Below are 25766 nucleotides of genomic sequence, written 5' to 3'. Positions count from 1 at the left end.
ACTACATCCCCATGATCCGTCTCAGCTCTGCCTCTTCCTCGCGGCTGAGCTCCCTTAACTCTCCAGGTCTCATATTGCCAAGCTTCACGTTGCAGACCCTGACTCTCTTCAGGTTCACTACCCTGTAGCCCAATGCATCACACATTCGTCTGATCTGCCTGTTGAGGCCCTGTGTCAGCACTATCATGAATGACCTGTCATCTATCTTTCGCACCTTACATTTCTTTGTCACTGTATCAAGTATAGGCACTCCATCCGACATCTTCCTGATGAAGTCCTCTGTTATCTCACGGTTCACCCGCACTCTGTATTCCTTCTCGTGGTTGTTCACCGACTTCTGGATGGCATTTGACAGGTCACCATCATTTGTCAGAAGAAGTAGACCCTGGGAGTCCTTGTCCAGCCTTCCCACGTACTGAAGTCTGATCGGATAATCTATGTGATCAAATATATTGTCTGGATCAGCCTTACTCGCTGTACAGGTAAGTCCTATCGGCTTATTATATGCCAGGATCACTGTCCTATCCTTCTGCTGAACCTTCCTGCCCATGAATGTCACCACATCCCCGGGCATGACCTTCTGACCCATGACTGCAGTCTCTCCGTTGATCGTAACCTTTCCATTCTCTATATGTGTATCCGCAGCGCGCCTTGAGCACACGCCCGCCTCGCTGAGATATTTGTTAAGTCTTATTCCATCCGCCATAATCTTTCCTCTGTTATTATTTTCCTATATTGTTAATACATATCTCACATTCTAATTTCTGGTCAGCATACACCATGTATCAGCCAGACCAAGGCCAGTAAATTCTAACCAATATGCAGAACCATCATACCATTTATTTTTCATTTTGTGAACCATTCATCACACCATGTATAACCCACAGCAAAGATTCAGTTAAATTAATTTTGTAAAAGTCCTTGATTTTTTTTATCAATTAATGTATATTTAAGCAAACGCAAAGGTGTGTTTCTTCGGAAACGCACCTTTTTTTATTTTAGGAAAAGGAAGTGCATATTATGGATAACATCGACAGAAAAATCATTCATCTTTTACAGGGCAACGCCAGAACCCCACTCAAGTATCTGGCCAACAAAGTCTTCCTTTCTTCGCCGGCAGTTTCAGCAAGAATAGAGAGACTTGAGAAAGCAGGAATACTGACCGGATATCACGCAAGCATCAACCATGAGGCTCTCGGATATCACATCACAGCATTTATACACATGGCTCTTGATCCAAAACAGAAGCCAACCTTCTATCCATTTGTTGAAGCATGTCCAAATGTACTGGAATGCAACTGTGTGACCGGTGCGCACTCCATGCTCATGAAGGTCTGCTTTCCTAATACCATGGATCTCGACTCATTTATCGGACAGCTCCAGAGATTTGGCAGCACAGAGACACAGATAGTATTCTCCACACCGGTTCCTACCAGAGGGGTTTTGATCGACACAGATACTGTAGACTCTTCAGAGGCTATGTAACAAAATAGCTGTTCAGCAGAAAACGCAGGCATAAAGCCTGCGTTTTCTTTAATTATACATATTCTGGAACTTTCTAAATGTCTCATCCGTTCTAAGCAGATAATCATTGTTTTCTTTTACATGTTCATATATCGCCTGTATATCACCAGATGAGTTGATGGTGTTGATATACGAGCTCTCCTTGTCAGACAAAGCCGAATTGTTGATCTTGTAGCTTCCATCTGACTGTTTCGTCACATATAACGACCTTATATCGAGCGGTTCCGAGTTGACATCCTTTATCATCAGATTGGATAATTCGTACACGATATACGAATCTGCGGTATATCCGTTGGCTATATAACAGGTGGTCTTGTTGTACGCCGTTATATACTCCGCTGCTATCTCAATGCTCTTCATGTCGTCAAATTCCGACGGATCTGTGACCAGTCTCTGAAGTGTCGTCTGATCTGCCTTTGTTCTCGCCAAAAGATAATTGTTCACTAGCTGATTTATCTCATCGATCGTACACAGCCTGTAATTTGCTCCGTCTGGTATCTCCAGTCTCACCGTGTTATCTCTTCCGGTTATGTCCTCTGTGAACAGCTTATCGTTTATAAAAAATACATACACATAGACTCCGACAAGTATCAGAAATACCGCCCACAGCAAGACAAGAACGCCACCAGAGATCCCGCCATGTCTGGATCTTCTTCGGCCTTTCCGCGTCTTTGCCTTCTCTTCGGCAAAATAATCGTCATCGCCATACAGCTCCTCATCATCGAACATATCTCCGGTATCCGGTGCATCATCCATATCCTCAGGATCTTCTATGACATAATCCTCATACGGCCTTTTCTGTCTCGCCGGGGTCTCCTCAACCTCTGAAGCTCCGCCGGGCTCTGAGTTATCAGCCAGCTCCGAATCTTCACTGTCATCTAAGTCATCATCTAATCCCGAGTCTCCACTGTCATCCGATTCATCGTCTGACTCCGGATCTTCACCGTCATCTAAGTCATCATCTGTCTCTGAATCTCCACCGATCTCTGATTTCCCATCCAACTCCGGCTCTTCATTTTCTATATTCTGTTCTTCCGCTTCCAAATTCTTTTTCTTCTTCATCACTGCATATCATCCTTTTACGAAATAAATATCAGAGTATAAAAAAGCGTACCAGGGCGGAGTCGAACCGCCCGTCATGGCTCCGGAGGCCATTGCCGTATCCGATTGGCTACTGGTACACAGTTGGTATGATACTACAAAAAACTCACTTTGGCAAATAAAAAAACGTCCCCGCACTTATATGCGGGAACGCTTTGAATTCTCTTGTGTCACTAAATAATTACATAGTTACCGAAACGAATTTTACTATGAATAAGAGTGCAATAATTGTCACTACGATATCCTGCTTCTTATACTTGCCTGTGAACAGTGTGATAAGAACATATGTGATAGCGCCAAGACCGATACCATTTGAAATAGAGTATGTCAGTGGCATCATAAGGAATGTCACGAATGCAGGAACTGCTGAGCGCATATCCTCCATATCAACCTTTGCAAAGTTCTTAGCCATAAGTACACCTACGAAGATAAGTGCTGGTGCTGTTGCACATGATGGAATGATGTTGGCAACAGGGCTGAGGAACAGACATACTGCAAAGCAGAGTGCTGTAACCAAACTTGTAAGACCTGTTCTACCACCTGCAGCAATACCTGAAGCTGACTCTACAAATGTTGTACATGTTGATGTACCGAGAATAGCTCCTGATACAGTACCTATAGAGTCACACATCATACACTCGTCAAGCTTCATTGGGTCACCCTTCTCGTCAAGCATATTAGCCTGGGAAGCTGCACCATAGAGAGTTCCGATGGTATCAAACATATCTACCAGACAGAAGCTGACAACAAGCATGATTGCTGAGAACACACCGCCGATATACTCAGCAGAGAATGCATCCTTCCATGCCTGTCCCTGGAACACTCCGAGGAATCCGACTGAACCGAAATCCTTGAATGACTGTCCGATCGATGAGAAATCAAAGTTAGGTGCCTGAAGCATCATAACATAATATAATACTGTAGATGCAAGGATACCTATGATAATGTTACCCTTTACATTAAGCTTTGCAAGGATCGCAATTATTATAAATCCTACAAATGCTACTATAGGAGGTGCGATCTGTGCAATAGCCTCCTTTGTGCTGCCAGCGCTTGTGATCACACCGTGAAAATCAAAGAACTGAACAAATGTATATGGGTTGTCCTGGATAAGTGTTGCATTCTTCAGTCCGATAAGAGCTATGAACAGACCAATACCTGCCGGAATTGACTTCTTAAGGCACTCAGGCATTGCAACTGCAATGTACTTTCTGAGTCCTGTCACTGAAAGGATCAGGAATACGAGACCTGATATCAATACTATTACCAGACCTGCCTGATAACCTCTGATAACACTCACACCTGCAAATGCTGCACCAGCTACAAAGATAGTACAGAAGAATGAGTTAAGTCCCATTCCGCAGGCCTGTGCAAATGGCATGTCCGCGAGGAACGCCATGAGAAGTGTTCCCACTATTGCAACAAGAATAGATGCGATGAATACAGCATTCCATACTGTACCAAGCTCACCAGCCATGTCTGGAACTGCCCCTGCCAGCCAGCCATTGCTGCCTTCTCCTGCAACCTGATTTGGATTGACCAGAACGATGTATGCCATGGCGAAGAATGTTGTAAGTCCTGCCATGATCTCGGTCTTGATTGTAGACCCACGCTCTGAGATTTTGAAGAATTTGTCCATGATTACTCTCCTTTTCTCGTTTTAGTATAATATAAACAAATACTTATCCATTCTATATCACTTAATGATACTTTTTCAACTACTTTTAAATAATTTCTTAATGTTTCTTACAAAAATTAAATAACATATAAACAAATAATAAAATAGTCCGGCCGGGTATTCCCCAATCGGACTATCGTATATATGTATTACTCTGTACTATTTTACTTTTTTGACAACAAGACCTCTCACTACTTTATATCTTGAACCTGATATCTTAACTATACCGGTAACTTCTGTGGCGATCTTGCCCTTCTTCACATAGTAGTTCTTGTGATTCTTAGGACTCTTTACTATTCCCGTCTTGCCTGACTGGAATACACCCTTGTAGATATAGCATTTAGCACCTGTTGTGGTACTCTTGAAGAAGCCTGTATAACCTGACTGGATTATACCTTTCTTTACATAGTAATACTTCTTATTCTTAGTGCTTCTGACAAGGGCTGTCTTGCTCTCTGCAAATTTGCCCTTTATTATGAGACACTGCTGTCCCTTTGAATTTCTGTAGAAACCTGTGTATGCTGTATAAATCTTGCCATTCTTTACAAGATATGTTTTTCCCGTCTTAGGGCTCTTTACAAGTCCCTTGTATCCTGTCTTTACCACGCCATTTACAACATAGTAGTTGACTCCAGCACTCTTGACAAATCCTGTGTAATTCTCCTGAACCACGCCCTTCTTATAGAAGTAGGTCTTTCCATTCTCCTTCACAAGACCATTCTTGTTTGTATCAATAGAAGGAGTTGGGTCTGGTGTTGGATCTGGATCCGGTGTTGGTATTGGATCTGGTGTTGGATCCGGGTCCGGTGTCGGATCTGGGTCTGGTGTTGGATCTGGGTCCGGTGTTGGATCCGGATCCGGTGTCGGTGTGATATCCGCATCCTTGTAGAGATATGCGTCATCCCATGTTCCCCATGCCTTACCTGATGCGGTTGCTCTCATTCCGACAACAACCTCTGTTGTCTCTTCCACTGTAAATCTGATCTCAGGATGCTGCCATATCTTCCATCCCTGTGGAACTGCTGAAGCTGATGCAAGCTCTGTGTCTCCTGCCTTTGCATATACCTCGTATACATCATTGTCTCCATTTGCACCGCCCTGAATATATGCGCTGAACACATACTCGCCCGGCTCAAGTGTGATGGTCTGATACATGTCATATGTGAAATCTGAAGCATTGTAGTAATGTGCACAGTATGCTCCGTTTCTGTAGTCTTCCTTTGTCTTTATTGCAAGTCCCTTGCTGGTATCAGTGATCGTCCAGCCCTCATTTCCTGACTCAAATCCAGGATTTACAAGAATGTTCTCCTTTAATATTGTTACATTGCACTGAACCTCGACAGTCTCATCATTTACTGTCACAGTTCCCTTTACAGTACATGTTCCTGCACCGTAGTTCTTTACCTTCTCAAGTGCTCCATCCTCCCAGGTGATGTCTGCGCTCTCTGAATTGCCATCATTGTAAGCTACTGTTGCTGCAGTCGGCAGAGCTACATTTGCAATATCTGTTATCTCGATTTCAACATCATCAACTGTTATTGAGACTACCTCTCTCTTTGTCTTTGTTCCTGTGTGAACATAGGCAAATGTCTTGAGCGACTCAAGTGGGTGTCCTGTGAAGTCAAACAGTGCCTGGTTGTCAACTGCTGAACCGCCGTACCACTTGCCGGCGTCTGCTGCGTCGTACTCTCCTGCGTATGATGAAGCCCAGCCTGAACCGTACTTCTCCCATGCCTCCTTGTTGGCTGCAAGGACGTCTGCTGCATTCTCTGCAGATGAATCATACACATTTACAGGAAGCCATGCAGGCTCCCAGTAGAATACACCGATTCCTGATGAACCTGTATTCTTTACAGCCTTGATAACTGAGCTGATCTCATTTGCCTGTCCCTGAACTGATATGTCGTAGGTTGTTGAGTCATTTACGCCCTTTCTCACGGTGTTGTCATGTCCATCTCCGTCATCCAGTGTGTATGCCCATGATGTCTCTGCTACCATTACCAGCTTGCCGTATGTGTCAGCCACATTCTTGAGAACTGATGTGAGGTTGTCAAGTGTGCCATGCCATACAGGATAGTATGATGATGCAAATACATCGTAGTCTACATTGTATGTATTAAGTCTCTTTGCAAAATTTGCGTAATTGCCACTTCTCTCAGGATTGGTGAAATGGATGGCAACAAGGATATTCTTGTCGATGGCTCTCACCGCCTCGCTTCCGGCACTGAAGATCTTTGCCATGTTTTCCCAGTTCTTTGATGTCTCACCGCATATTCCGTTGGTCGTCTCATTTCCGATCTGAACCATACCCACATCAACGCCAGCATCGAGCAGAGTCTTAAGGCTCTCCGATGTGTATGACTTAACTGCAGCTACCTTCTCGTCAAGAGTAAAGTCAGCCCAAGCCTTTGGCACCTGCTGCTTACCTGGATCAGCCCAGAAATCTGAATAATGGAAATCCACAAGAAGCTTTATTCCGGCTGCTGTTGCATACTGTCCGATCTTCTTGGCTGTCTCCAAATCATTGTTACCGCCGCCGTAACCGTTTTTGTCTGCATCATATGGATCATTCCATACACGGACACGAACATAATTTATTCCACATGAAGCAAGGAACTTGAAGTATCCGATATCGTCAAGGTCATTGCCATCGAAGTCATAATACTTAACTCCACTGTTCTTCAGTGACACATAGGATGATACGTCTACACCCTCGATAAATGACTGCTTCTCTCCGTTCAGATCTGTGTATGTGAGATCACTCACGCGGTCCACATATATTCCAGCCTCCACAGGCTCAACTACATCTTCCTCGTCTGTAAGCTTGCAGAGCTTTACATTGTCTATCTTGCCCCAATATCCCTTGGCAAGACTGCCCTTGAATGAAATGCTGACATCAGTTGTATCCTCAAGAACGAACTCTTCTGTCTCATTTGTCGCCCATGCATCCCATCCGGTCGTGGCTCCAACAGCCTGTGACTTATCAGCGACAGATACTGTGAGTCCTGTATCCTGTGCATCGCCCTCGACATCATACTCCAGCTTGTATGTTCCCGCAGGAACAGCCACTACAGTCTGTGTGATGCTGACATCAGCCGCATCTGAAGCCCAGATATTAAGATAATATGTGGAGTTTACATTACTTCCACCGTTTTTTACAACAAGCTCAGCTCCCGATTCACTCTCTATAGTCCAGTTACTGCTGTCACCTGTTTCAAAATCGCCATTTGCAACCTTGAGTGTGTCCACCCAGCTCTCCGCAGCCTTCGCTGTTATCAGTGAGGCTCCAGATCCAAAGATCTGCCCTACCATAAGCGCTCCTGCAAGAACTGCACAGCCAATCTGCCTTACAATTCTCTTTCTTCTCATATATGCCCTCCTAATAAGTATTATTACGCAGACGCATCCCAATGCGCTCCGCGCGGCGTCTGCATTATCACAAGGATTCCTCCTTGCAATAATAATGTTGATCAACAGTTGCGCAACCGTTTGTCCTCATACTGATATATTAACATATTTGAGTTCTGGTTACCATGTCGCTTGTAGACAATGTTTTTAGGAATTATTTGTGTATTTTGTATATGCTGAAGCGCAACTTAAGCGCAATTTGTGTGCAATTTTGTGCGCAACAGAATAATATTATGTTATGTATTTTCAAATATGCACAATAAATTCCAACGCTTACACAAAGAAAACGCCCTGTCCATGATATGTTATGTAAACTTCATATCATGAACAGAGCGTTTTAACGTATACACACTGTATTATTCTATAATGTAACCTGGAATGTGATGTATCCATCCCCGTCACAAAGTCCTATTCCCGAACCTCCGGTCTCCGAATTTCTTGAGCTGTCAGGTCTATAGAATCTCTCAAACAATATATCCTGAGAGCCCTCTTCCATGCCATCTGTGAGGTTTTTGAGAACAAACTTCACCTTTCTGCCATCACGCTTCAAGGATATACTTATATCCGCTGATTCAACAGCATACTTCATGGCGTTATCCACCAGTATGCTTATGAGCTGCCTGATGGAATTCTCATCCAGTCTGGAGAGAGCCACCATCTGATTTGTGAGCGCTGTCAGTCTCTTGACCTGATCCCTGGTGTTCTTCGTCCATTCACTCTCACCGTTCACCATCTCTATGACCTCGGTATTTGCATCTATGATGGTTAGGGGTGTCTTGATCTCATGGCTTGCATCGGTGATAAACCGCTTCTGCTTGGCATAACTCTCAGCCACCGGCTTGAATATCTTCTTTGACCAGAACAGCACCAGCATGAACACCGCAAGGAATCCCAGAAGTGACACTCCTACACTGTATACCAACGTATTTCTGAACGACTCCAGCTCCTGACGGCAGTCGACAAATATTATCCTGGTTCCATCCTCACAGTCCGCTACCCTGTATCTGTATATATCCGTAAATCCACTGTCTGAACCGTCCCCAAGTATCTTCAAAGCATACGACTCGGCTTCCGATTCATCAACAGCAGCTATATTGTCAAGACTGTAGGACTCAACAGCCCCATATCTTCTCCATCATAAGCTCTGCTGATATTATCGCATTCTGATTTGCCATCAGCAGTTCCATGATCTGATATTCCTTGTTCTGCAGCTTTACGCTTCCACCAGATGAACTGAGCTCATAATTCAGGCTGTTTAACGTGCAGTCGCCATACTTCATCTCCGTGCTGACCGCCTCACTCTTTCTTCTGGTTATCGCGCGTATCCTTGCCAGGAGTTCTTTTGTCTCAAATGGCTTTGCAAGATAATCGTCCGCCCCCAGATCAAGGCCGTTGATCTTGTCATCAGTCTCAGCCTTGGCCGTGAGGACTATGATCGGAATCCTCGTTGCCTCCTCACCCGGCAGCATTCTTATCCTCTTTGCAGCCTCCACACCGTCAGGCATAAGGTCGACCCAAAGCCCGGATGCCGATTCTATGTGTCCCTGCTCGTTACTCAGCTCGTTTGCGATCATCTGAACCGCAATTACATAGATTATATTTTATACAGTGCCGGATTTCAGCAGAAACAGACAATAAAAAAGCCTCACGGCCAGCTCAAAAGCCAACCGCAAGGCAATTATTCATATATTCAGATACGGGATATGATTAAACGTTCATCTGCTTAGCAACCTCGGCTGCAAAGTCCTCGTTCTTCTTCTCCATTCCCTCTCCAACCTCGAAACGAACGAAGCTGGCAATCTTGAGATCCTTGTTAACTGACTCAAGGTACTTGGCAACTGTCTGCTTGCCATCCTCAGCCTTAACGTATACCTGATCAAGAAGGCTGATCTCCTTAACCTGCTTTGAGATACGTCCCTCAACAAGACCATTGAAGATCTTATCTGCAACGATAACATCCTTATCAGCGATAGCAAGCTCTGCAAGCTGTGCCTTTGCCTCCTTTGAAAGGAAGTTGAATAAGAAGTTCATATTGCTCTTCTTCTCTTCGTAGATAGCTACATCCTCTGCGCTCCATACGCCGTCAACAGCCTTTGCGATAAGCTTGTTAAGGATTGGCTTTGGAAGTGTATCAGGTGCATTAAGTGCACTGTCAACTGTGATCTCCTTAAGCTTAGCCATAGCGTCTGCTGAGATATCAGCTCTGCTGATGTACTGTGGGTTCATAGCTGCGATCTGCATAGCTACGTTCTTGAGTGCTTCCTTAGCAGCGTCATCGCTTGCGCCGTTACCAGCTACGATAACACCGATTCTTCCATTGCCGTGTAAGTAGTCAACTACTACATCGCCTGAAAGCTTCTGGAATCTACGGAATGATAACTTCTCTCCGATTGTTGCTGTCTTATCAACAAGGGCTTCCTTAAGACCATTCTCTCCGAGAAGTGCCTCAACATCCTCGCCATCCTTGCCACCAACAAGTGATGAAGCAAGTGCCTGATCAGCGATCTGCTGAACAAATGTCTGGAATATCTCGTTCTTAGCAACGAAGTCTGTCTCTGAGTTAACCTCTACAACAACACCTGTTGTACCATTAACTGCTGCACGGCAGATACCCTCTGCTGCGATTCTGCTTGCCTTCTTCTCAGCCTTAACTGCACCGCTCTTACGAAGTACATCTACTGCTGCTTCCATATTACCATCAGTCTCTGCAAGTGCCTTCTTGCAATCCATCATACCGGCACCTGTGAGCTCTCTTAACTCTTTAACCTGAGCTGCTGTGATTGCCATCTTATTTTACCTCCAAATTTGAATATTGACATATCATAATAATGGTTATGTCGTTTTATTAAAGCTTTTTCAGCCTGTATATGTCTCTTTAAAAGTCACGGGATAATACTTTTTATATTACCCCGTTACCTTTTATAATCATTTATTAATTATAATCAATGATGATCAATATCAACTACAGATTACTCCTCTGCAGCCTCCTCAGCCTCTGCCTCATCTACTGAATCAGCATCAACACCCTGCTGAGCCTCGATAACAGCGTCTGCCATCTTTGAAACGATAAGCTTTACAGCTCTGATAGCGTCGTCGTTACCAGGGATTACATAATCAAGCTCCTCTGGATCACAGTTTGTATCAGCGATACCAACAAGCTTAATTCCAAGTGACTGAGCCTCCTGGATACATATTCTCTCCTTCTTAGGATCAACAACGAAGATCATGTCTGGGATTCTCTTCATGTTCTTGATACCGCCAAGATTCTTCTCGAGCTTCTCCATCTCCTTCTTGATCTGGATAACTTCCTTCTTAGGAAGAACGTCAAATGTACCGTCCTGCTCCATCTCCTCGTACTTCTTAAGAGTAGCGATTCTTGTCTGGATTGTCTTGAAGTTTGTAAGCATACCTCCAAGCCATCTCTCATTTACATAGTACATACCGCAACGCTCTGCCTCGCTCTTGATTGAGTCCTGAGCCTGCTTCTTTGTACCAACGAAAAGGATTGTTCCACCGTTTGCAACACAATCACCGATTGCATTGTAAGCATCGTCAACCATTCCTACTGACTTCTGAAGATCGATGATGTAGATACCATTACGCTCTGTGTAGATGTATGGCTTCATCTTAGGGTTCCATCTTCTTGTCTGGTGTCCGAAATGTACACCTGCCTCTAATAACTGCTTCATTGAAATAACGCTCATTTTTTCTACCTCCATGGTTAAAATCTTCTGCCGGCATCAACTCTTTGGACCACCCGAGCACAGGCACCACGCCAACTATCAACCAGCATGTATATTTGTTATGCGCACTCACGCAATCGACATTGTAACACAAAAAAAAAGTGCATTCAAGCACTTTTTTCTGAAAATATATGTTTTATAAGAAGTATTCTGTCTGCCGGTCCGTGTTCTATTTTGCTCTTGTCCTGATGCTGTTTATTATATATGAAACACTGGCTACAACAAACAGAAGATAACCGACCGCAAGCTCACCCCAGAATGAACTCATAGTATCTGCAGCATCCAGCACATCATACATACTCTTATAACAGTCAAAGAAGCTCACATCATATCCATAATCACTAAATTCCTGATATAATTCCATGCTGACACTCAGTCTCTCTGAAATGTATATCATTCCTATACACAACACTACGCAGATTATTATGCCCTTCAGGTCAAGTTTCTTTCCAAACTTGTTGTACCCCATCATGGCACATATGACCATAACCGCTCCTGATATGCCTGCGATATAACCAAGCTTATACACAACAAGCCAGAGCACAACTCCGACCAGTGATCCAAGAAACGCTCCTACCAGTCCTGCCAGAACATTTGATCCGGAACTCTTTGCTTTTTTCCCCTGTGGATTCATAGTCTCCTGATCGTAGCCCTGGCCATATGGCTGACTCTGTCCATACATCTGGTTCTGTCCATACTGTGGATTCTGACCATACATCTGGTTCTGGCCATACTGATGATTCTGACCGTACTGCTGTCTCGGATAATAGTTGTCCGTCTGTGAGGCAGCTCCACAATCCGGTTCAGCCGGATTGTTATACCGGTACATAGGACTGGTCTCACTGTGAGTTATTCCAAATTCATTCGGTACATACTGCAAGGCTGCCGGATTTGGCGCAAACGGATCCATACTACTACTACCACTACCCGCACTGAAACGCTGTCCCGGATATCCCATCTCCTCATTATTCATATTGTCTCCCATAATTGATTACTCCTCCCTTTTCTCGTATCTTTACTGATTACCTAATAGTATCCATACTATTCCGCCATTTGTCTCATTGCCGGTGAATGTATATGTTCCAGGCACAAGACTGCCTGAATATCCTGACCTGAGCAGCCAGTCGTAATACTCATCTGCATCCCTGATGCCTATCTGTCCAAGCAACTGGCATATCTCGTATGCTGATGTGCCGGCTCCAAATGTGATCTCTCCGCCGCCATTGTCATACTTGATGGCACTCGCTTTCACAGCCTCTGTCGCCGCCTCGGTAGTCTTATTTGTGCTGCTTCCTGAACCGGTCTGCGAATTCTTATCCTCTGTATAGCCGTTGTCCTTGGCAGATGGAACTCTCTCTGTCTTATCAGAAAGGCCTCCGTTGTTATCTGTTGTGCCGGTTCCATTTGACTTGTCGGAGCTTCCGGTCGTACCACTGTTGCTTCCACTGCCGCTCTCTGCATCGCTCTTGCCATTTTCTGACTTGCCTGTCTCTGTTGTAGTCTTATCGGCATTGGCATTCTTTTCCGTGGTTACTTTCTCTATCGTTGTCTTTTCTGTCGTCTTATCCTCGGTCTTCTTCTCTGTTGTCGTCTCTGTGGAAGAATCCTCTGTGCTCTTATCCTGCTGCTGACTTACGACCGCCGTCTTGCCCTGACCTGAATCAGTTTTTCCGGCATTTCCAAAATTAAACGCAACAGTCATGGTAAGTGCTCCTATCACCAGCCCTGTACCAAGGCCTCTGAAATAACTTTTTTTATACATAGCTTACCTCCCGGACTGATTACTGTTTGTCAGCCTCATTGATCTTGTCTATCATAACCTTAGCCTCTCCAACTCCTATTCCAAGTTTGTTTGCGATCTCCATGATGCTGAGTCCCTTCTTGTGCAGGTCTGCAACCTGTGACTCTACATCTGTGCCTTCATCCCATATATCAACAACCTTGTTCTGAGCGGCTTTCTTCTTTTTTCTCTTCTTTGAACGATTGTTTCTAGATCTGGCAGCATTGTTATTCTCAGCGATTGCTGCGGCTGCCTTCTCAGGATTTTCAGCCTCTACCACTGTAAATGCACTGTCTGTTACCGGTGCATCCTCCACACTGACTGCTTTCTCGGCAGCCTCTGCATCTGCAGCAGCCTCAGTGCTGCTCTCTGACTCGGTATTCTCTTTCTGCGCTTCACCCTCGGATGTCTCCGACTTATCATTGTCAGCGATACCGTCTGTCTTTACGTCATCTTCTGCTTCAGCATCAGCTTTAGTCTCAGCTCCATCTGCTGTCTCTGTCTTATCTGCTGCCTGAGAATCATTTTCTGACTGAGCTTTCTCTGCATCCGGCTCAGTCTTCTCTGATCCGTTATCTGCCTCCGCAGGCTCTGACTCGGAAGTCTCTACAGTCTCAGGCTCATCGTATGTCACAGGCTCTTTCTCGCTGGTGTCATCCGGATCATATGCCTCGTATGCATCCTTAAGGCTCTGGTTGATGTAATCTATCATCTGCTTCTTGGCCTTCTCTGACAACTGTTTCTCACAAGCCTCAAGCTCTGTCTGCATCTTCTTCTTTGCAGCCTCTATACCCTCCTCGTATGCTTTGACTGCATCATCTATCTTCTTCTGGGTATCAGCCTGGGCTGTCTCATTTGCCTTGACTGTGCCGGCTCTGAATTCATCCAGCTCCTTCCTTGTGCTGTCCATGAGCTCACTCATTTCCTTCTTTGAACTCTCTCTCATCTCAGCAAGCTCTTTTTTCGATGACTCCCTGACCTCATCAAGGCCCTTTTTCATGTCTGATTTCACAGCTTCGCCCTGTTTCTTCAGCTCATTCTTCTTCTTCTCTACAAGGCTGTCACAATACTCATCAAGCTTCTTCTCCAGATTCTCCCTGCTCTCATCCATCACAGAATTCTCTGTATTCTCTTTTGGACCGTCAGTAAGGAAAAAGCTTACTATCACTATCGCTACACCTACTATCAATGTCACTATTGCCGGTATCATATATGTCTCTCCTTTTCGATGTATTTATAATTCTGTTCTCAGGCATTCTTCAGTTCATCAAACACCACATCATTCAGCACTTTTATGTACGTGCCCTTCATTCCCGATGATCTCGCCTCGATAACACCTGCGCTCTCAAACTTTCTGAGTGCGTTCACTATAACCGATCTTGTTATGCCTACCCTGTCTGCGACCTTGCTTGCCACCAGTATTCCCTCTTCGCCGTCAAGCTCGGAAAAAATGTGTTTGATCGCCTGCAGCTCTGAAAACGACAGAGTGTTGATCGCTGATCTCACTATGGCCAGCTTGCGGTTTTCCTCAGCATTCTCCTCATTGAGCGCCCGCATCATCTCAAGTCCCACAACGGTGGTTCCATATTCGCCAAGAATGATGTCATCTATATCGTACTCAGTCTGAAGTCTGTACAGAAACAGAGTTCCAAGTCTCTCTCCTGCTATATCAATAGGAAGGAGCAGACCATGATACTTGTCTATATCCTTTCCATCAAATCCAAGTGTCGTCAGATTAACATTCTCCTTAGTGGACAGGACGAGAAGAAGACGCTCGTTGAGCATGTTGTCTATGAGACTTCCTACCTTACCCTCAATGAGCTCATGGATCTCCGGAATATCCTCTCTGTTCTTGAGTCCGAGTATCTTGCCCTTCTTGCTTATTACCATCACGTTTGAAGCAAGAATGTCGCTGAGCACATCACAAATGTCATTAAAAACAACCTTATGTGAATTGTTATTGTGCAATAACTTGTTGATTTTTCGTGTTTTATCTAACAATTGTACACTCATAAGTTATCCTCCATTTTTTTATGTAACAAAAAGTATCTTTTGCTCGAAATATTATGACTATTTGTGATTCTACCACAACAAGATTGACATAACAACCATATTTTATGTAAAGTTGTCATAAAAACAAAGATTTAAGAAAGTGTTGATTTTACTGGATTTTTCAGCCACAACATATAGTGGTCAGTCTTTTTTTCGACACAATTTTAATAATTATGACAACCATACACTTCTTTTAATTTTTCTACAATTCAACAAAAAAACAGACAAATTCACTAATTGTCTCCAATTAGGAATCTGTCTGTCACATATCTTATATCTTAATTATTTATCAGCAGTCTCCGCCGCCTTGTTGTTGCAGGTATAACCACACTCCTGATCTGAACATACCAGCTTATTGCCCTTTACTATCATGTACTTTCCACATTCAGGGCATTTCTCATTGCTTGGCATTGCCCATGACATGAAATCACACTCAGGTGCATTGATACATCCATAGTATCTTCTGCCCTTTCTCGTCGTCTTGATGACCACGTCTCCGCCACACTTAGGACAGGTAACACCTATCTTCTCGTAGAACGGCTTTGTAAATCTGCACTCAGGGAATCCAGGACACGCTAGGAATTTGCCGTGAGGACCATACTTGATGACCATGTTTCGTCCGCACACGTCACACACTTCCTCGGACACCTCATCCTCTATCTTGATGGACTCAAGTTCTGCCTCCGCCTTCTTCACCGCCTCGTCGAGATCCGGATAGAAATTGCGGACAACCACTTTCCAGTCCACGGTTCCCTCTCCTATCTTATCGAGAAGGGACTCCATGTTAGCCGTGAAATTCACATCTATGATAACCGGGAACGCCTGCTCCATGCTCTGGTTAACCGCATCACCTATGGCTGTCACATATAACTTCTTCTGTTCCTTCGTTATATATCTTCTCGCAAGTATGGTCGATATGGTTGGAGCATAGGTACTTGGTCTTCCAATTCCAAGCTCCTCCAATGTCTTGACAAGCAATGCCTCTGTATATCTTGCAGGCGGCTGTGTAAAATGCTGTTTCTCCTCAAAGCCGTCAAGCTCCAGCACATCGCCCTCAGCAAGATTGTTGATTCCCGCAACTGTCTCTCCTCTGTCATTGTCCAGATTGTATACAGCAAGGAATCCGTCAAATGCTATCTTTGATGCGGATGTCTGGAATGTCGCATCGCCGCAGCTTACCTTTACACTCTTGACAGAATATACCGCCCCCGCCATCTGGCTTGCAAGGAAACGATTATATATGAGCTGATACAGTCTGAACTGATCCCTTGAGAGCTGTTCCTTTACCATGACCGGTGACAGAGTCACATCTGTAGGTCTGATAGCCTCATGAGCATCCTGTATCTTCTTGTCTGTCTTGGCGCGTCCATTTGAATCGCCAATATATATATCACCGAAATTGTCCGTTATATATTTGTCAGCAGCAGCAACTGCTTCCTCTGATATTCTAGTGGAATCTGTTCTCAGGTATGTTATGAGACCTATCGTTCCACGGCCCTTGATATCAACTCCCTCATAGAGCTGCTGTGCGATCCTCATCGTCTTGGATGTCGCAAAATTGAGCTTCGATGAAGCCTCCTGCTGCAGCGTACTTGTTGTAAATGGCAGCGGTGCCTTCTTGTTTCTCTCACTCTCTTTTATGGACTTTACAACGTACTCTCCATCTTGAAGACCGCTGAGTATCTCATCGAGTGCCGCTCTGCCTGATATCTCTTCCTTATTCTTACCATCTCCGGTAAACTTGAACGTGATAGGCTTCTTGAGCTTGCCGCCAGTCAGATTCGCGTCCAGTGTCCAGTATTCCTGCGGGATAAAATCATTTATCTCCTTCTCCCTGTCACACACGAGCTTGAGTGCAACAGACTGTACACGTCCGGCAGAAAGACCTCTCTTGATCTTTGCCCAGAGAACCGGACTGATCTTGTAACCAACAAGTCTGTCGAGCACTCGTCTCGCCTGCTGGGCATCCACAAGGTTCATGTCTATGTCCCTTGCCTGCTTTATAGAATTCTTTACCGCATTCTTTGTGATCTCATTGAACGTAATTCTCTTGTAATCCTTATTCTCCAGCTTAAGTGCTTTCATCAAATGATAGGATATAGCCTCTCCCTCACGGTCCGGGTCAGTTGCGAGATAGATCTTGTCGGCCTTCTTAACCGCTTTTCTCAGAGCGGCAAGGATATCACCTTTACCCCTTATAGTGATATATTTGGGCTCGAAATCATTATCGACGTCTATTCCCATCTGACTCTTTGGCAGATCTCTCACATGGCCATTCGAAGCAATCACCTCATAGTTTGATCCAAGAAACTTTTTTATTGTCTTAGCTTTAGCCGGAGACTCAACAATAACAAGATTTTTTGCCATAGCTATCTGTCCTTTCTGTAGGTTTCCTGTAATTCTTATCATCCCAGAGCATCTTCCGGCAGTGTTCATTTTCATGGTCAGGCTCTGACATAATAATTTCTTACCAACTGTTTTATCAATCTTTTCTGTTCTAATTCATACAATATCTGAGTCACCTCAGACACTGAAATCCCAGTCTCGAAGCATATATCATCTATATGCCTTGATTCCAAACGTACACAACTATACACTTTTTTCTCTGCAGGCGCAAGTAAATTTTTGTTAAACGCCTTTGATTCAGCTCGGTTTATGCCCATTTCATCAAGTATATCCTCCACCTGTGTGACACACACCGCCCCCATTCTGATAAGTCCGTTACAGCCTCTGCTGCCCGAATCCGTGATCCTCCCGGGAACAGCATACACTTCCCGCCCCTGCTCCAGCGCCTGGTCCGCAGTGATCAGAGAACCGCTTTTTTCCCTCGCCTCAACGACGAGCACACCGGACGAAAGTCCACTGATTATCCTGTTCCTGTACGGGAATCTGAAAGCATCCGGTCTTATGTCAAGCCCACATTCCGACAGCACTACTCCGCCGCCATTTCTTATGTCGTGATATATATCATAGTTCTCCCTCGGATACGGAACATTTATACCACTTCCGAGCACAGCCACAGTCTTTCCTCCGGCCTTCATGGCAGCTCTGTGCGCAGCACCATCTATTCCCAGTGCCATTCCACTGACTATAGTAACCCCTGATGCTGCAAGCTCCCCCGACAGCCTGTCGGCAGCTTCCCTTCCGTACACAGAAGCCTTTCTTGCCCCTACCACCGCAACCGCAGGGTCCAGATCCGCCAGCACATCCACATCCCCTGCTGCAAACAGAAGCATAGGGGGGTCCGGTATATCATACAGCTTTCCGGGATACAGCTTATGTCCCGGATAAATATATGTAATGTCATTTCTTCGAAGCTCCTCTGCATATGCCGCAACTTTCCCGGCATCCCTGTGTTCAAGGAATCCGTCAGCCTGAGCCTGTGTGAGTTCATCCCGAAGCTGTTCCTCAGAAGTGTTCCACAGTCCTCTTATACCTCCGTATTTCATGGCAACGTTCATCTTCACAGTGTGAGTCATTCTGCTTATCATCCCAAACCAGAGATAAAGTAATTCCTCCGTCATGTCACACACCTCCCTGAATGTCCGCATTTCTGAAGAACACCGCTTCTCTCAGGTGTTTTATCCCGACCTCAGGATCTCCATCGAGATCCGCAATAGTCCTGGCTATCTTGAGTACCCTGTATGCTCCTCTCGCAGTCATATCCATATCAGCAAAACAGTCCTCCATGAAATTCTTTGCCTCGCCGTCAAGCACTACATATTTACTACATAATGCCGAATCCATCTGGGAATTGAACCGTATATTTTCACCGCTGAACCTTTCACTCTGTATCCTCTGGGCTCTCAGCACACTCTCCCTCATTTCTGCTGAATTCTTCCCTGTCCGGCCACCAAATAACTGTCTGCAGTCCACCTTCCTAACATCCACATTTATATCTATCCTGTCAAGCAGAGGCTTGCTTATCCTGGCATTATAATTTCTGATCTGCCTGACCGTGCATGTACACCTGTTCATATCCGGGTACTGTCCGCAGGGGCATGGATTTCTCGCCGCAACCAGCATGAAGTCCGCAGGAAATCTGTATATTCCACCAAGCCTTGATATACTGACCTCACCATCCTCAAGGGGCTGTCTCATGACCTCGAGCACGTTCCGGTTAAACTCCGGCAGCTCATCGAGAAACAGCACACCACCGTGTGCAAGACTTATCTCTCCTGGTCTCGGATTATGCCCGCCGCCGGACAGGGCATGCAGGGATATCGTATGATGAGGTGCCCGGAATGGACGGCGGTTTATTATATGACAGGACTCATCCAGAAGCCCCGCCACACTGTACACCTTCGTTATCTCTATACTCTCCTCAAGGCTGAGTCTCGGAAGTATCGTCGGGATACGTCTGGCTATCATGGATTTGCCTGCCCCGGCGGGGCCTGTCATGAGTATGTTGTGCATTCCCGCCGCGGCTATCTCCACTCCACGTTTAAGGGATTCATGCCCCATTACCTCAGAGAAATCCACTTCAGCTTCATCCCCTGACGTATCTAGCATGGCTTCTACATCAACATATTCAGGCTCTATGGTCTGTATACCACTCAAGTGATCGACCAGCTCTCCTATACTTGTGACCGGTATAACAGTCATCCCACGTATAATGGCGGCCTCCCTGGAATTCCCCGCCGGCACTATACAGCTCCTCACACCTTCGCTGTACGCAGAGTGAACTATGGACAGCACACCGCTCACCGTATTCACATGTCCGTCAAGCCCCAGCTCTCCAAGAATAAGTATGTTCTTTATATTGTCTGTTGGAATAACGCCCATGGACGCCAGCATACCCGCTGCGATGGGCAGATCGAAGGCAGTGCCTTCCTTTCTGATATCCGCCGGAAAGAGATTGATCGTTATTCTCTTCGGAGGAATGTTGAAACCGGAATTGCGCAGTGCAGTCCGGACCCGTTCTCCTGCTTCCTTCACGCAGGAGGACAGGTATCCGACCATATTCATAACGGGAAGCCCATCGTGTATATCCGTCTCCACTGATATGAGCGTCCCGTCGATTCCCTGTACAAGTCCACTTAATACTTTACTATACATAAGCAAGTGCTCCTTCCCGCTCTGCCGAGCAGCCTCTCCATCGGAGCACATATTACACTAAAAAGGATATCCCATAATCAAACACAAGTCAAACTCCATTTTGTATACCTGTTTGGAATATCATATCCTTGACTTTTTCCTTTTTCTGCTGCCCTTAATCAGCTTCACCGAAGCCACCTTAAGCAGCACAAATGATGCTGCGAGATTCACACACACGGAGATCACGGCCATATGATCCACCACGAAATTCGTGTATTTACCGTATCCCGTCATGGTTTCCACCACAGATTCATCCTCGAGCAATCTGACGAAATTTTCTGCTATCCATATGGCAGGATTGACTGCATAGCACACTGCCTTTCCCATCATATAAGCAGCATAACTGCTTCTTGAACCGTCCGACATATACATCATAGATTCAAAAACTTTTCCTATCGCACATGATAAAAACACAATAGTGGCTATAGTCACTATGGTTGATATGGCCGCCGACACAGAAGTTCTCTTCACGCAGGAGTAAAATATTCCGATACTACCAACGTATATATCTATAAAGAGAACCATTCCAAGGTATTTGAACAGTTCGTCCCAGCCCATTCCTCCAACTATGAATGCAACCGCCATAAACGGAAGAGTTGCTATGACATACATTGCCGTGGTGGCAACTGCCGACAGGAGCTTTCCGGCAACTATCGATATAGGTCTTACCGGAGTCGTCAGCATGATCTCAAGCGTCTGTCTCTCCCTCTCACCGGATATCGAGGTGGATGTGATTATCGGAACTATGAGTCCTATTATGCACAGCTCACACACCGCAAGCACAGGAAACATCTGTGCAATATTTGAATAATATACCTGATATGCTGAGCCTCTGCTCGTCATGAAGAGCATTCCGACAACCAGCGCAAACAGGCAGTTGATGACTGTTATCGTCACGACCATTCTGGCACTTCTCGCATTTACCAGAATATCCTTCTTCAATATGGGATTAATAATTGTTCTTCGCGCCACGATTCTCACCTCCCGTAATCTTAAGGAACAGGGATTCCAGATCTTCCTTCTCCCTGAAAAACTGATGAACGTGCACACCGTTGTCCACAAGACTTCTGAGAAGCTCGGCGTCAGACTCCCTCGTGCCTGAATAATAGACAAGAATTTCTCCATCTTGTATACTTATGCGATCCACATTGAATCTTTCCTTCACAATGACAGATATCCTGTTGGCTGAGGCCTCCGCATCAAGTCCCAACATATATCCCTTTATCCTTACAGGAGGCATGTTCTTATCACCATTTACAATCTCATCCACGCTTCCGCTGGCCACTATCTTTCCGTGGTCTATGACACCTATACTCGTACACATCTCTGAAAGCTCCGGCAGAATATGCGAGCTTATCACGATGGTCTTGCCCATCTCCTTCAGATCACGCAGTATATTCTTCATATCATGTCTTGACCTTGGATCCAGACCCGAACTCGGCTCATCGAGCACCAGAAGCTCGGGATCATGTATGAGCGCTCTTGCTACACAAAGTCTCTGCTTCATACCTCTTGAAAGGCTGTCGACGAACTCGTCCTTTTTATCCTGAATGGCGACAAGCTCCAGATATTTATCTGCGACCTTCTCCACTTCCCGCTTGCTCATGCCGTACATGGAGCCATAAAAATCCATGTACTCCATGACCTTCAGATTGTCGTACACACCGAAAAAGTCAGGAACATATCCTATCTTCCGTTTCACATCCGCAGGTCTGCCAAGTGCGTCTACACCGTCTATGGTGACCTTTCCCGATGTGGCTTTAAGGAGTCCGCACATGATCCTCATGGTTGTCGTCTTACCGGCACCATTTGGTCCGACAAATCCGAATATCTCGCCCTTATCAATATGAAGGTTCATATGATCGAGCGCAACAAACTTTCCATATCTCTTGGTGAGTTCTTCTATATCAACCATTACCGGACACCTCCCCTCGCACTGATATGTGGAAGGTAACTGTCCACATAATAATCTCCCTGCTGAGGAGATATAAATCTCATAGCCAGGCATCCGTCCGACATATATTTGTCAAGTTCCTGCCCCTTTATGATCGTCTGTCCATCGGCAAATACCGTGTCATATTCGCCGGTCTCTCTGTTTAGCATCTGCACTACGACCTTGTTCTTGCCGCTTCCCGCCTGGGTCTTATCGTATATCAGTTCCGTTATATCATCATTCTTGCCAAATCTGATGTTAACGTCCACGGTTTCAGAATACATCAACAGATCGTCATCACCATAATCTGATCCGCCGATTCCATTCTCATCCCTGTCATAAATGCTGTAATAATAAACTCCATCCACATCCTCATATTTAAGGGTATCTATGTCGTATACCATATAGCTGCCATAATTTTCCGTATCGGCATCACTCACCATATCCGGATCCCGCTGTATGGTTCCCCACACAGCCACAACGCCGTCATCTGCAGCGAGTCTACTGTACTGGGCAAGCCGGAGCTGCATGTAATAATTTCTGGACCATTCCGCCGACGATTCATCATCTCCGAAATAATCCTCACCATACTTCTTCGTGTAATATGATCTCATTCCGTCAAGTATGGAGCCGCCGTCAAATTTGTGGGTATTCTTCCTGCTTATCCGTATGGTATCTCCCGCTCTCAGGACATCAGCAACGTAATAATATCCCTCGGACATGACCACAAGATTCTCCACATCGTACGAGGTGTCATTTGTCAATGTCCCCTCAAAGCCATCTGTATATAATGTCAAATTCTTCCGAATCCTTCCAATATCGTTGCTTCCAGCAAAGCTTGCATTAGCTGATATAGTGCCAAATGAACGATTGCTGTAATAATTCAGTGTAACGCCATCTTTTCCATCATTTTTTACCGCATTGAGATTGTCATAAAAGCTGGATCCCATGGAATCATCCATCTCGATGTTGGAATATTTGCTGTTGATGTCTATCTTGTATTGGCCTGATCTGCCGCCTATTATATATGAATATGCATCCTCCCGCTTGGTATCACCGCTTATATCCGCAGCCACAAATGTAAGTCCGATAGGCTTTGTAACTCTGTACTTGAGGCTTACCATATATATGGCACCTGTACCGATAATTGCACATACCGGGATAACTCCCCATATGAGCTCCTTCTTTTTGAGCCTGCTGAGGACGATGTACGCCACAGGACCACACACAATGATATATATGATCAGCACGAGCATAATGACAACAGGTGACGGGGTGCTTCTCTTGTTGGCTGCATTTGCCACATCATATCCATAATATGTGCCACCATAATACCAGCCTCCATCGATCCATTTCTGTGTCATATCCGTAAAGCCTGCCTCCAGAGCAGCCTGCGCCTGGGCAGTCTTATCCTTCTCATCCGTCTGTGCAAGCGAATACGGGAGCACCACTATCCTGCCATATCCCATATTCAGATAGGACCCATCTGAGCCGTCCAGCTCATGAACCTTCTGTGTGTCATTCACAGCGGAGACAAAATCGCCGTCAAAGCTGCTGAGTTCATTTTCATCTGACGACTTGGCCAGTATCATAGCTCCACCACTGTACACCCATTGTTTTATGGCAGCACTCTGCTTCTCTGACAATCCCGACAGATCATAATCATCCACCAACAGGTACTCTATAGCCTCCAGTCCCTCCTCGGACTCAGGAATGTCTGAGGGTGATAATGCAACAGTCTCTACCTTTGCATTATCATACACATTGTCCATGGAGACATCCTCTATATAAGACATGGCATCCTGTCTGTCACTCATCACGCCCACCGCAACTACCATATCATTGCCCTCTATACTCAGTGAATCCCGCTCTGAGTACACCAGCTCTCCGTCACTGTCCTTGATCTCAACCTTTGCTATGCCGGAGCCCATATTATCGACACAGAATTCCAGCTCTGTATTTTCTCCTGCCTTTAATTCCACATCTCTGGCATATGTCATATTCTTCGTGCCAAAGCCTTCGGAATAGCTCGTCTGTACAGACACATTTCCCGCAAAATCTGTGTCACACACAATATCCAGCCTGATAACACTGCCTCTGTCATTTACCGCATATCCATTGAGTCCATACTTTAGCTGTATATCAAAATCAGGGTTATTTTCAATTATCCTCTGTTCAACCCGTCCATATGCACTATCTGTGTTCGTTTCCGCCATAGCTGGACAGATCATACCTCCAAGCAGCATAAGTGCAACCGCACCGCCACACGCAAGTTTCGCCGATCTGATCATAAGTCTTTCCTTCCAATTTGACTTTATTTTTTACACTAAACTTATAATAAATTCTGCCGGTAAATAACGCAACTTACACTTTCGTAAGGACACGTCAAAGCTCTTCCGGCATTCTCCGGCCGCGCAAAAAAAGCTCCCCGGATACATCAAATATCATGTATTCAGGGAGCTGCTCAACTCTTAACTGAAATATACTACCTCTTCATCAGGCGCACTTGTGAGCGTGACCTTCTCTGCTGTGAGAACAGGTCCTTCACCTTCAAAATCTGGGTAATACTCGTAGCCTATCTTGGCTGTGACATCAACCCACTGTCTGTCCACAAGATTCTTAGCACCCTGATAATAGCACTTGAATCCGACAAACTGGATATCCTCAACACAGCATGTCATGGCGAATCTTCCAGGAACAAATGCATTGCTGCCGTACTGCTTAGGTCTAAACACCATGGCCTTGAAGTGGATCTTCTTGCCGTCGTATCTCTCTTTCATGTCAGATGCATCCACATACCAGATACCGAAATCGTCATCCGGCAGTTCTATCACATCTGCGCTCACATCGTATGGCAGATCCTCAGGTTCATTTGTCTCAGGTGCAATGGAGCCATCTTTCATCTCAAAGATGATCTGTGCTCTTCTGTTCACCGCCTTGATGGATCTTCTCCACTCAGGAATCTTGGAATTCTCATCACATCTGTTGAAGATGACCATATCCGCACTGTTGAACTGCTCAACCATGGTTGCCTTCATGTTCTGTGAGTACACATCGTATGTCTCCGCATTCACAAATGAGATAACCTGGACAACCGTCCATCCCTTTGGAACCCTTATCTCAAATATCTTATCGAGCTTCCACATACCATTGTACTCGATCATGACCTGTTCCGGATTGTATTTGTCCTGAAGGTCAAGGAGATGGTCTGTGGTGAGCTGATCTTCCTCTATGAACTCTGTATATATATTAGCCTTCTTCAGAGCCTCAAGATCGTACTCCTCCTCTCCGTCCTCGCAGACGAGAAGAAGGGTCTTGGCTCCACCCGTAAAGCCTCTGTCCATCAGGGTCTCCTTGGCAAATGTTGTCTTGCCACTCTCAAGGAATCCCATGAACACATATACAGGTATCTCTTTATTCTGACGTCCCATCATATTAACTCCTTATCAT

The 25766-nt window shown here is 45.3% G+C and carries 20 protein-coding genes and 1 tRNA gene; 1 reads left to right on the top strand and 20 read right to left on the bottom strand.

Features of this window, described 5'->3' with window-relative positions:
• Position 1 precedes the first annotated feature (1 nt).
• Positions 2 to 706, bottom strand: a complete 705-nt coding sequence (locus tag DWX57_RS01785; protein WP_120122929.1) for a pseudouridine synthase — start codon at positions 704 to 706, stop codon at positions 2 to 4.
• Between the two features lie 314 nt (positions 707 to 1020).
• Here DWX57_RS01785 and DWX57_RS01780 point away from each other — a divergent pair, with 314 nt between their 5' ends.
• The gene (locus DWX57_RS01780) at positions 1021 to 1485 is read left to right on the top strand and encodes an Lrp/AsnC family transcriptional regulator (RefSeq protein ID WP_118016656.1); all 465 of its coding nucleotides are present in this window, start codon (positions 1021 to 1023) and stop codon (positions 1483 to 1485) included.
• A gap of 48 nt (positions 1486 to 1533) precedes the next feature.
• Here the strand turns inward: DWX57_RS01780 and DWX57_RS01775 are convergent, their stop codons facing one another.
• The 19 genes from DWX57_RS01775 to DWX57_RS01685 form a co-directional block, all read right to left on the bottom strand.
• Positions 1534 to 2586 (bottom strand): hypothetical protein, encoded by a 1053-nt coding sequence (locus DWX57_RS01775; protein WP_118649226.1) that lies wholly within the window; start codon positions 2584 to 2586, stop codon positions 1534 to 1536.
• A gap of 47 nt (positions 2587 to 2633) precedes the next feature.
• Positions 2634 to 2705, bottom strand: a tRNA-Arg gene (locus DWX57_RS01770).
• 101 nt (positions 2706 to 2806) lie between these two features.
• Entirely contained in the window at positions 2807 to 4264 is a 1458-nt protein-coding gene (locus tag DWX57_RS01765) for an NCS2 family permease (RefSeq protein WP_022216101.1), read from the bottom strand.
• 198 nt (positions 4265 to 4462) lie between these two features.
• Positions 4463 to 7672: a glycosyl hydrolase 53 family protein gene (locus DWX57_RS14505; RefSeq protein ID WP_120122928.1), complete on the bottom strand. Its 3210-nt coding sequence runs from the start codon at positions 7670 to 7672 to the stop codon at positions 4463 to 4465.
• Between the two features lie 400 nt (positions 7673 to 8072).
• Positions 8073 to 8765 (bottom strand): ATP-binding protein, encoded by a 693-nt coding sequence (locus DWX57_RS01755; RefSeq protein WP_120122927.1) that lies wholly within the window; start codon positions 8763 to 8765, stop codon positions 8073 to 8075.
• A 58-nt stretch (positions 8766 to 8823) separates the two neighbouring features.
• Positions 8824 to 9285 carry a response regulator transcription factor gene (locus DWX57_RS01750; protein WP_120122926.1) on the bottom strand — a complete coding sequence of 154 codons (462 nt, stop codon included), beginning with the start codon at positions 9283 to 9285 and terminating at the stop codon, positions 8824 to 8826.
• A gap of 133 nt (positions 9286 to 9418) precedes the next feature.
• The gene (gene tsf, locus DWX57_RS01745; protein ID WP_022216097.1) at positions 9419 to 10498 is read right to left on the bottom strand and encodes a translation elongation factor Ts; all 1080 of its coding nucleotides are present in this window, start codon (positions 10496 to 10498) and stop codon (positions 9419 to 9421) included.
• Positions 10499 to 10680: 182 nt separating this feature from the next.
• A complete protein-coding gene (gene rpsB, locus DWX57_RS01740; RefSeq protein ID WP_015533520.1) occupies positions 10681 to 11415 on the bottom strand; it encodes a 30S ribosomal protein S2 in 735 nt (244 codons plus the stop codon).
• A 208-nt stretch (positions 11416 to 11623) separates the two neighbouring features.
• Entirely contained in the window at positions 11624 to 12439 is an 816-nt protein-coding gene (locus DWX57_RS01735) for a hypothetical protein (protein ID WP_117548783.1), read from the bottom strand.
• A gap of 30 nt (positions 12440 to 12469) precedes the next feature.
• A complete protein-coding gene (locus tag DWX57_RS01730; RefSeq protein ID WP_120122925.1) occupies positions 12470 to 13216 on the bottom strand; it encodes a hypothetical protein in 747 nt (248 codons plus the stop codon).
• A gap of 19 nt (positions 13217 to 13235) precedes the next feature.
• On the bottom strand, positions 13236 to 14444 hold the full coding sequence (locus DWX57_RS01725; RefSeq protein ID WP_118649229.1) for a DUF6115 domain-containing protein: 1209 nt from the start codon (positions 14442 to 14444) through the stop codon (positions 13236 to 13238).
• A 38-nt stretch (positions 14445 to 14482) separates the two neighbouring features.
• A complete protein-coding gene (gene codY, locus DWX57_RS01720; RefSeq protein WP_022216094.1) occupies positions 14483 to 15247 on the bottom strand; it encodes a GTP-sensing pleiotropic transcriptional regulator CodY in 765 nt (254 codons plus the stop codon).
• A 321-nt stretch (positions 15248 to 15568) separates the two neighbouring features.
• Positions 15569 to 17653, bottom strand: coding sequence for a type I DNA topoisomerase (gene topA / locus DWX57_RS01715; RefSeq protein ID WP_055223980.1), 2085 nt, complete (start codon positions 17651 to 17653; stop codon positions 15569 to 15571).
• 77 nt (positions 17654 to 17730) lie between these two features.
• Positions 17731 to 18810: a DNA-processing protein DprA gene (dprA, locus tag DWX57_RS01710; RefSeq protein ID WP_118757639.1), complete on the bottom strand. Its 1080-nt coding sequence runs from the start codon at positions 18808 to 18810 to the stop codon at positions 17731 to 17733.
• Position 18811: 1 nt separating this feature from the next.
• The gene (locus DWX57_RS01705; protein WP_055279882.1) at positions 18812 to 20344 is read right to left on the bottom strand and encodes a YifB family Mg chelatase-like AAA ATPase; all 1533 of its coding nucleotides are present in this window, start codon (positions 20342 to 20344) and stop codon (positions 18812 to 18814) included.
• Positions 20345 to 20464: 120 nt separating this feature from the next.
• Entirely contained in the window at positions 20465 to 21355 is an 891-nt protein-coding gene (locus DWX57_RS01700) for an ABC transporter permease (protein WP_117548778.1), read from the bottom strand.
• Positions 21333 to 22298: an ABC transporter ATP-binding protein gene (locus tag DWX57_RS01695; RefSeq protein ID WP_117548777.1), complete on the bottom strand. Its 966-nt coding sequence runs from the start codon at positions 22296 to 22298 to the stop codon at positions 21333 to 21335. The genes DWX57_RS01700 and DWX57_RS01695 overlap by 23 nt, the downstream gene beginning before the upstream one ends.
• The gene (locus tag DWX57_RS01690) at positions 22298 to 24607 is read right to left on the bottom strand and encodes a hypothetical protein (RefSeq protein WP_120122924.1); all 2310 of its coding nucleotides are present in this window, start codon (positions 24605 to 24607) and stop codon (positions 22298 to 22300) included. The genes DWX57_RS01695 and DWX57_RS01690 overlap by 1 nt, the downstream gene beginning before the upstream one ends.
• A 180-nt stretch (positions 24608 to 24787) precedes the next feature.
• A complete protein-coding gene (locus DWX57_RS01685; protein ID WP_022216087.1) occupies positions 24788 to 25750 on the bottom strand; it encodes a TIGR03943 family putative permease subunit in 963 nt (320 codons plus the stop codon).
• Positions 25751 to 25766 lie beyond the last annotated feature (16 nt).

The organism is Coprococcus sp. AF19-8AC, assembly GCF_003603115.1.
GTDB lineage: Bacteria > Bacillota > Clostridia > Lachnospirales > Lachnospiraceae > Coprococcus > Coprococcus aceti.
The sequence above is the reverse complement of the archived record's forward strand: the minus strand, read 5'-3'. Positions and strand labels throughout refer to the sequence as shown.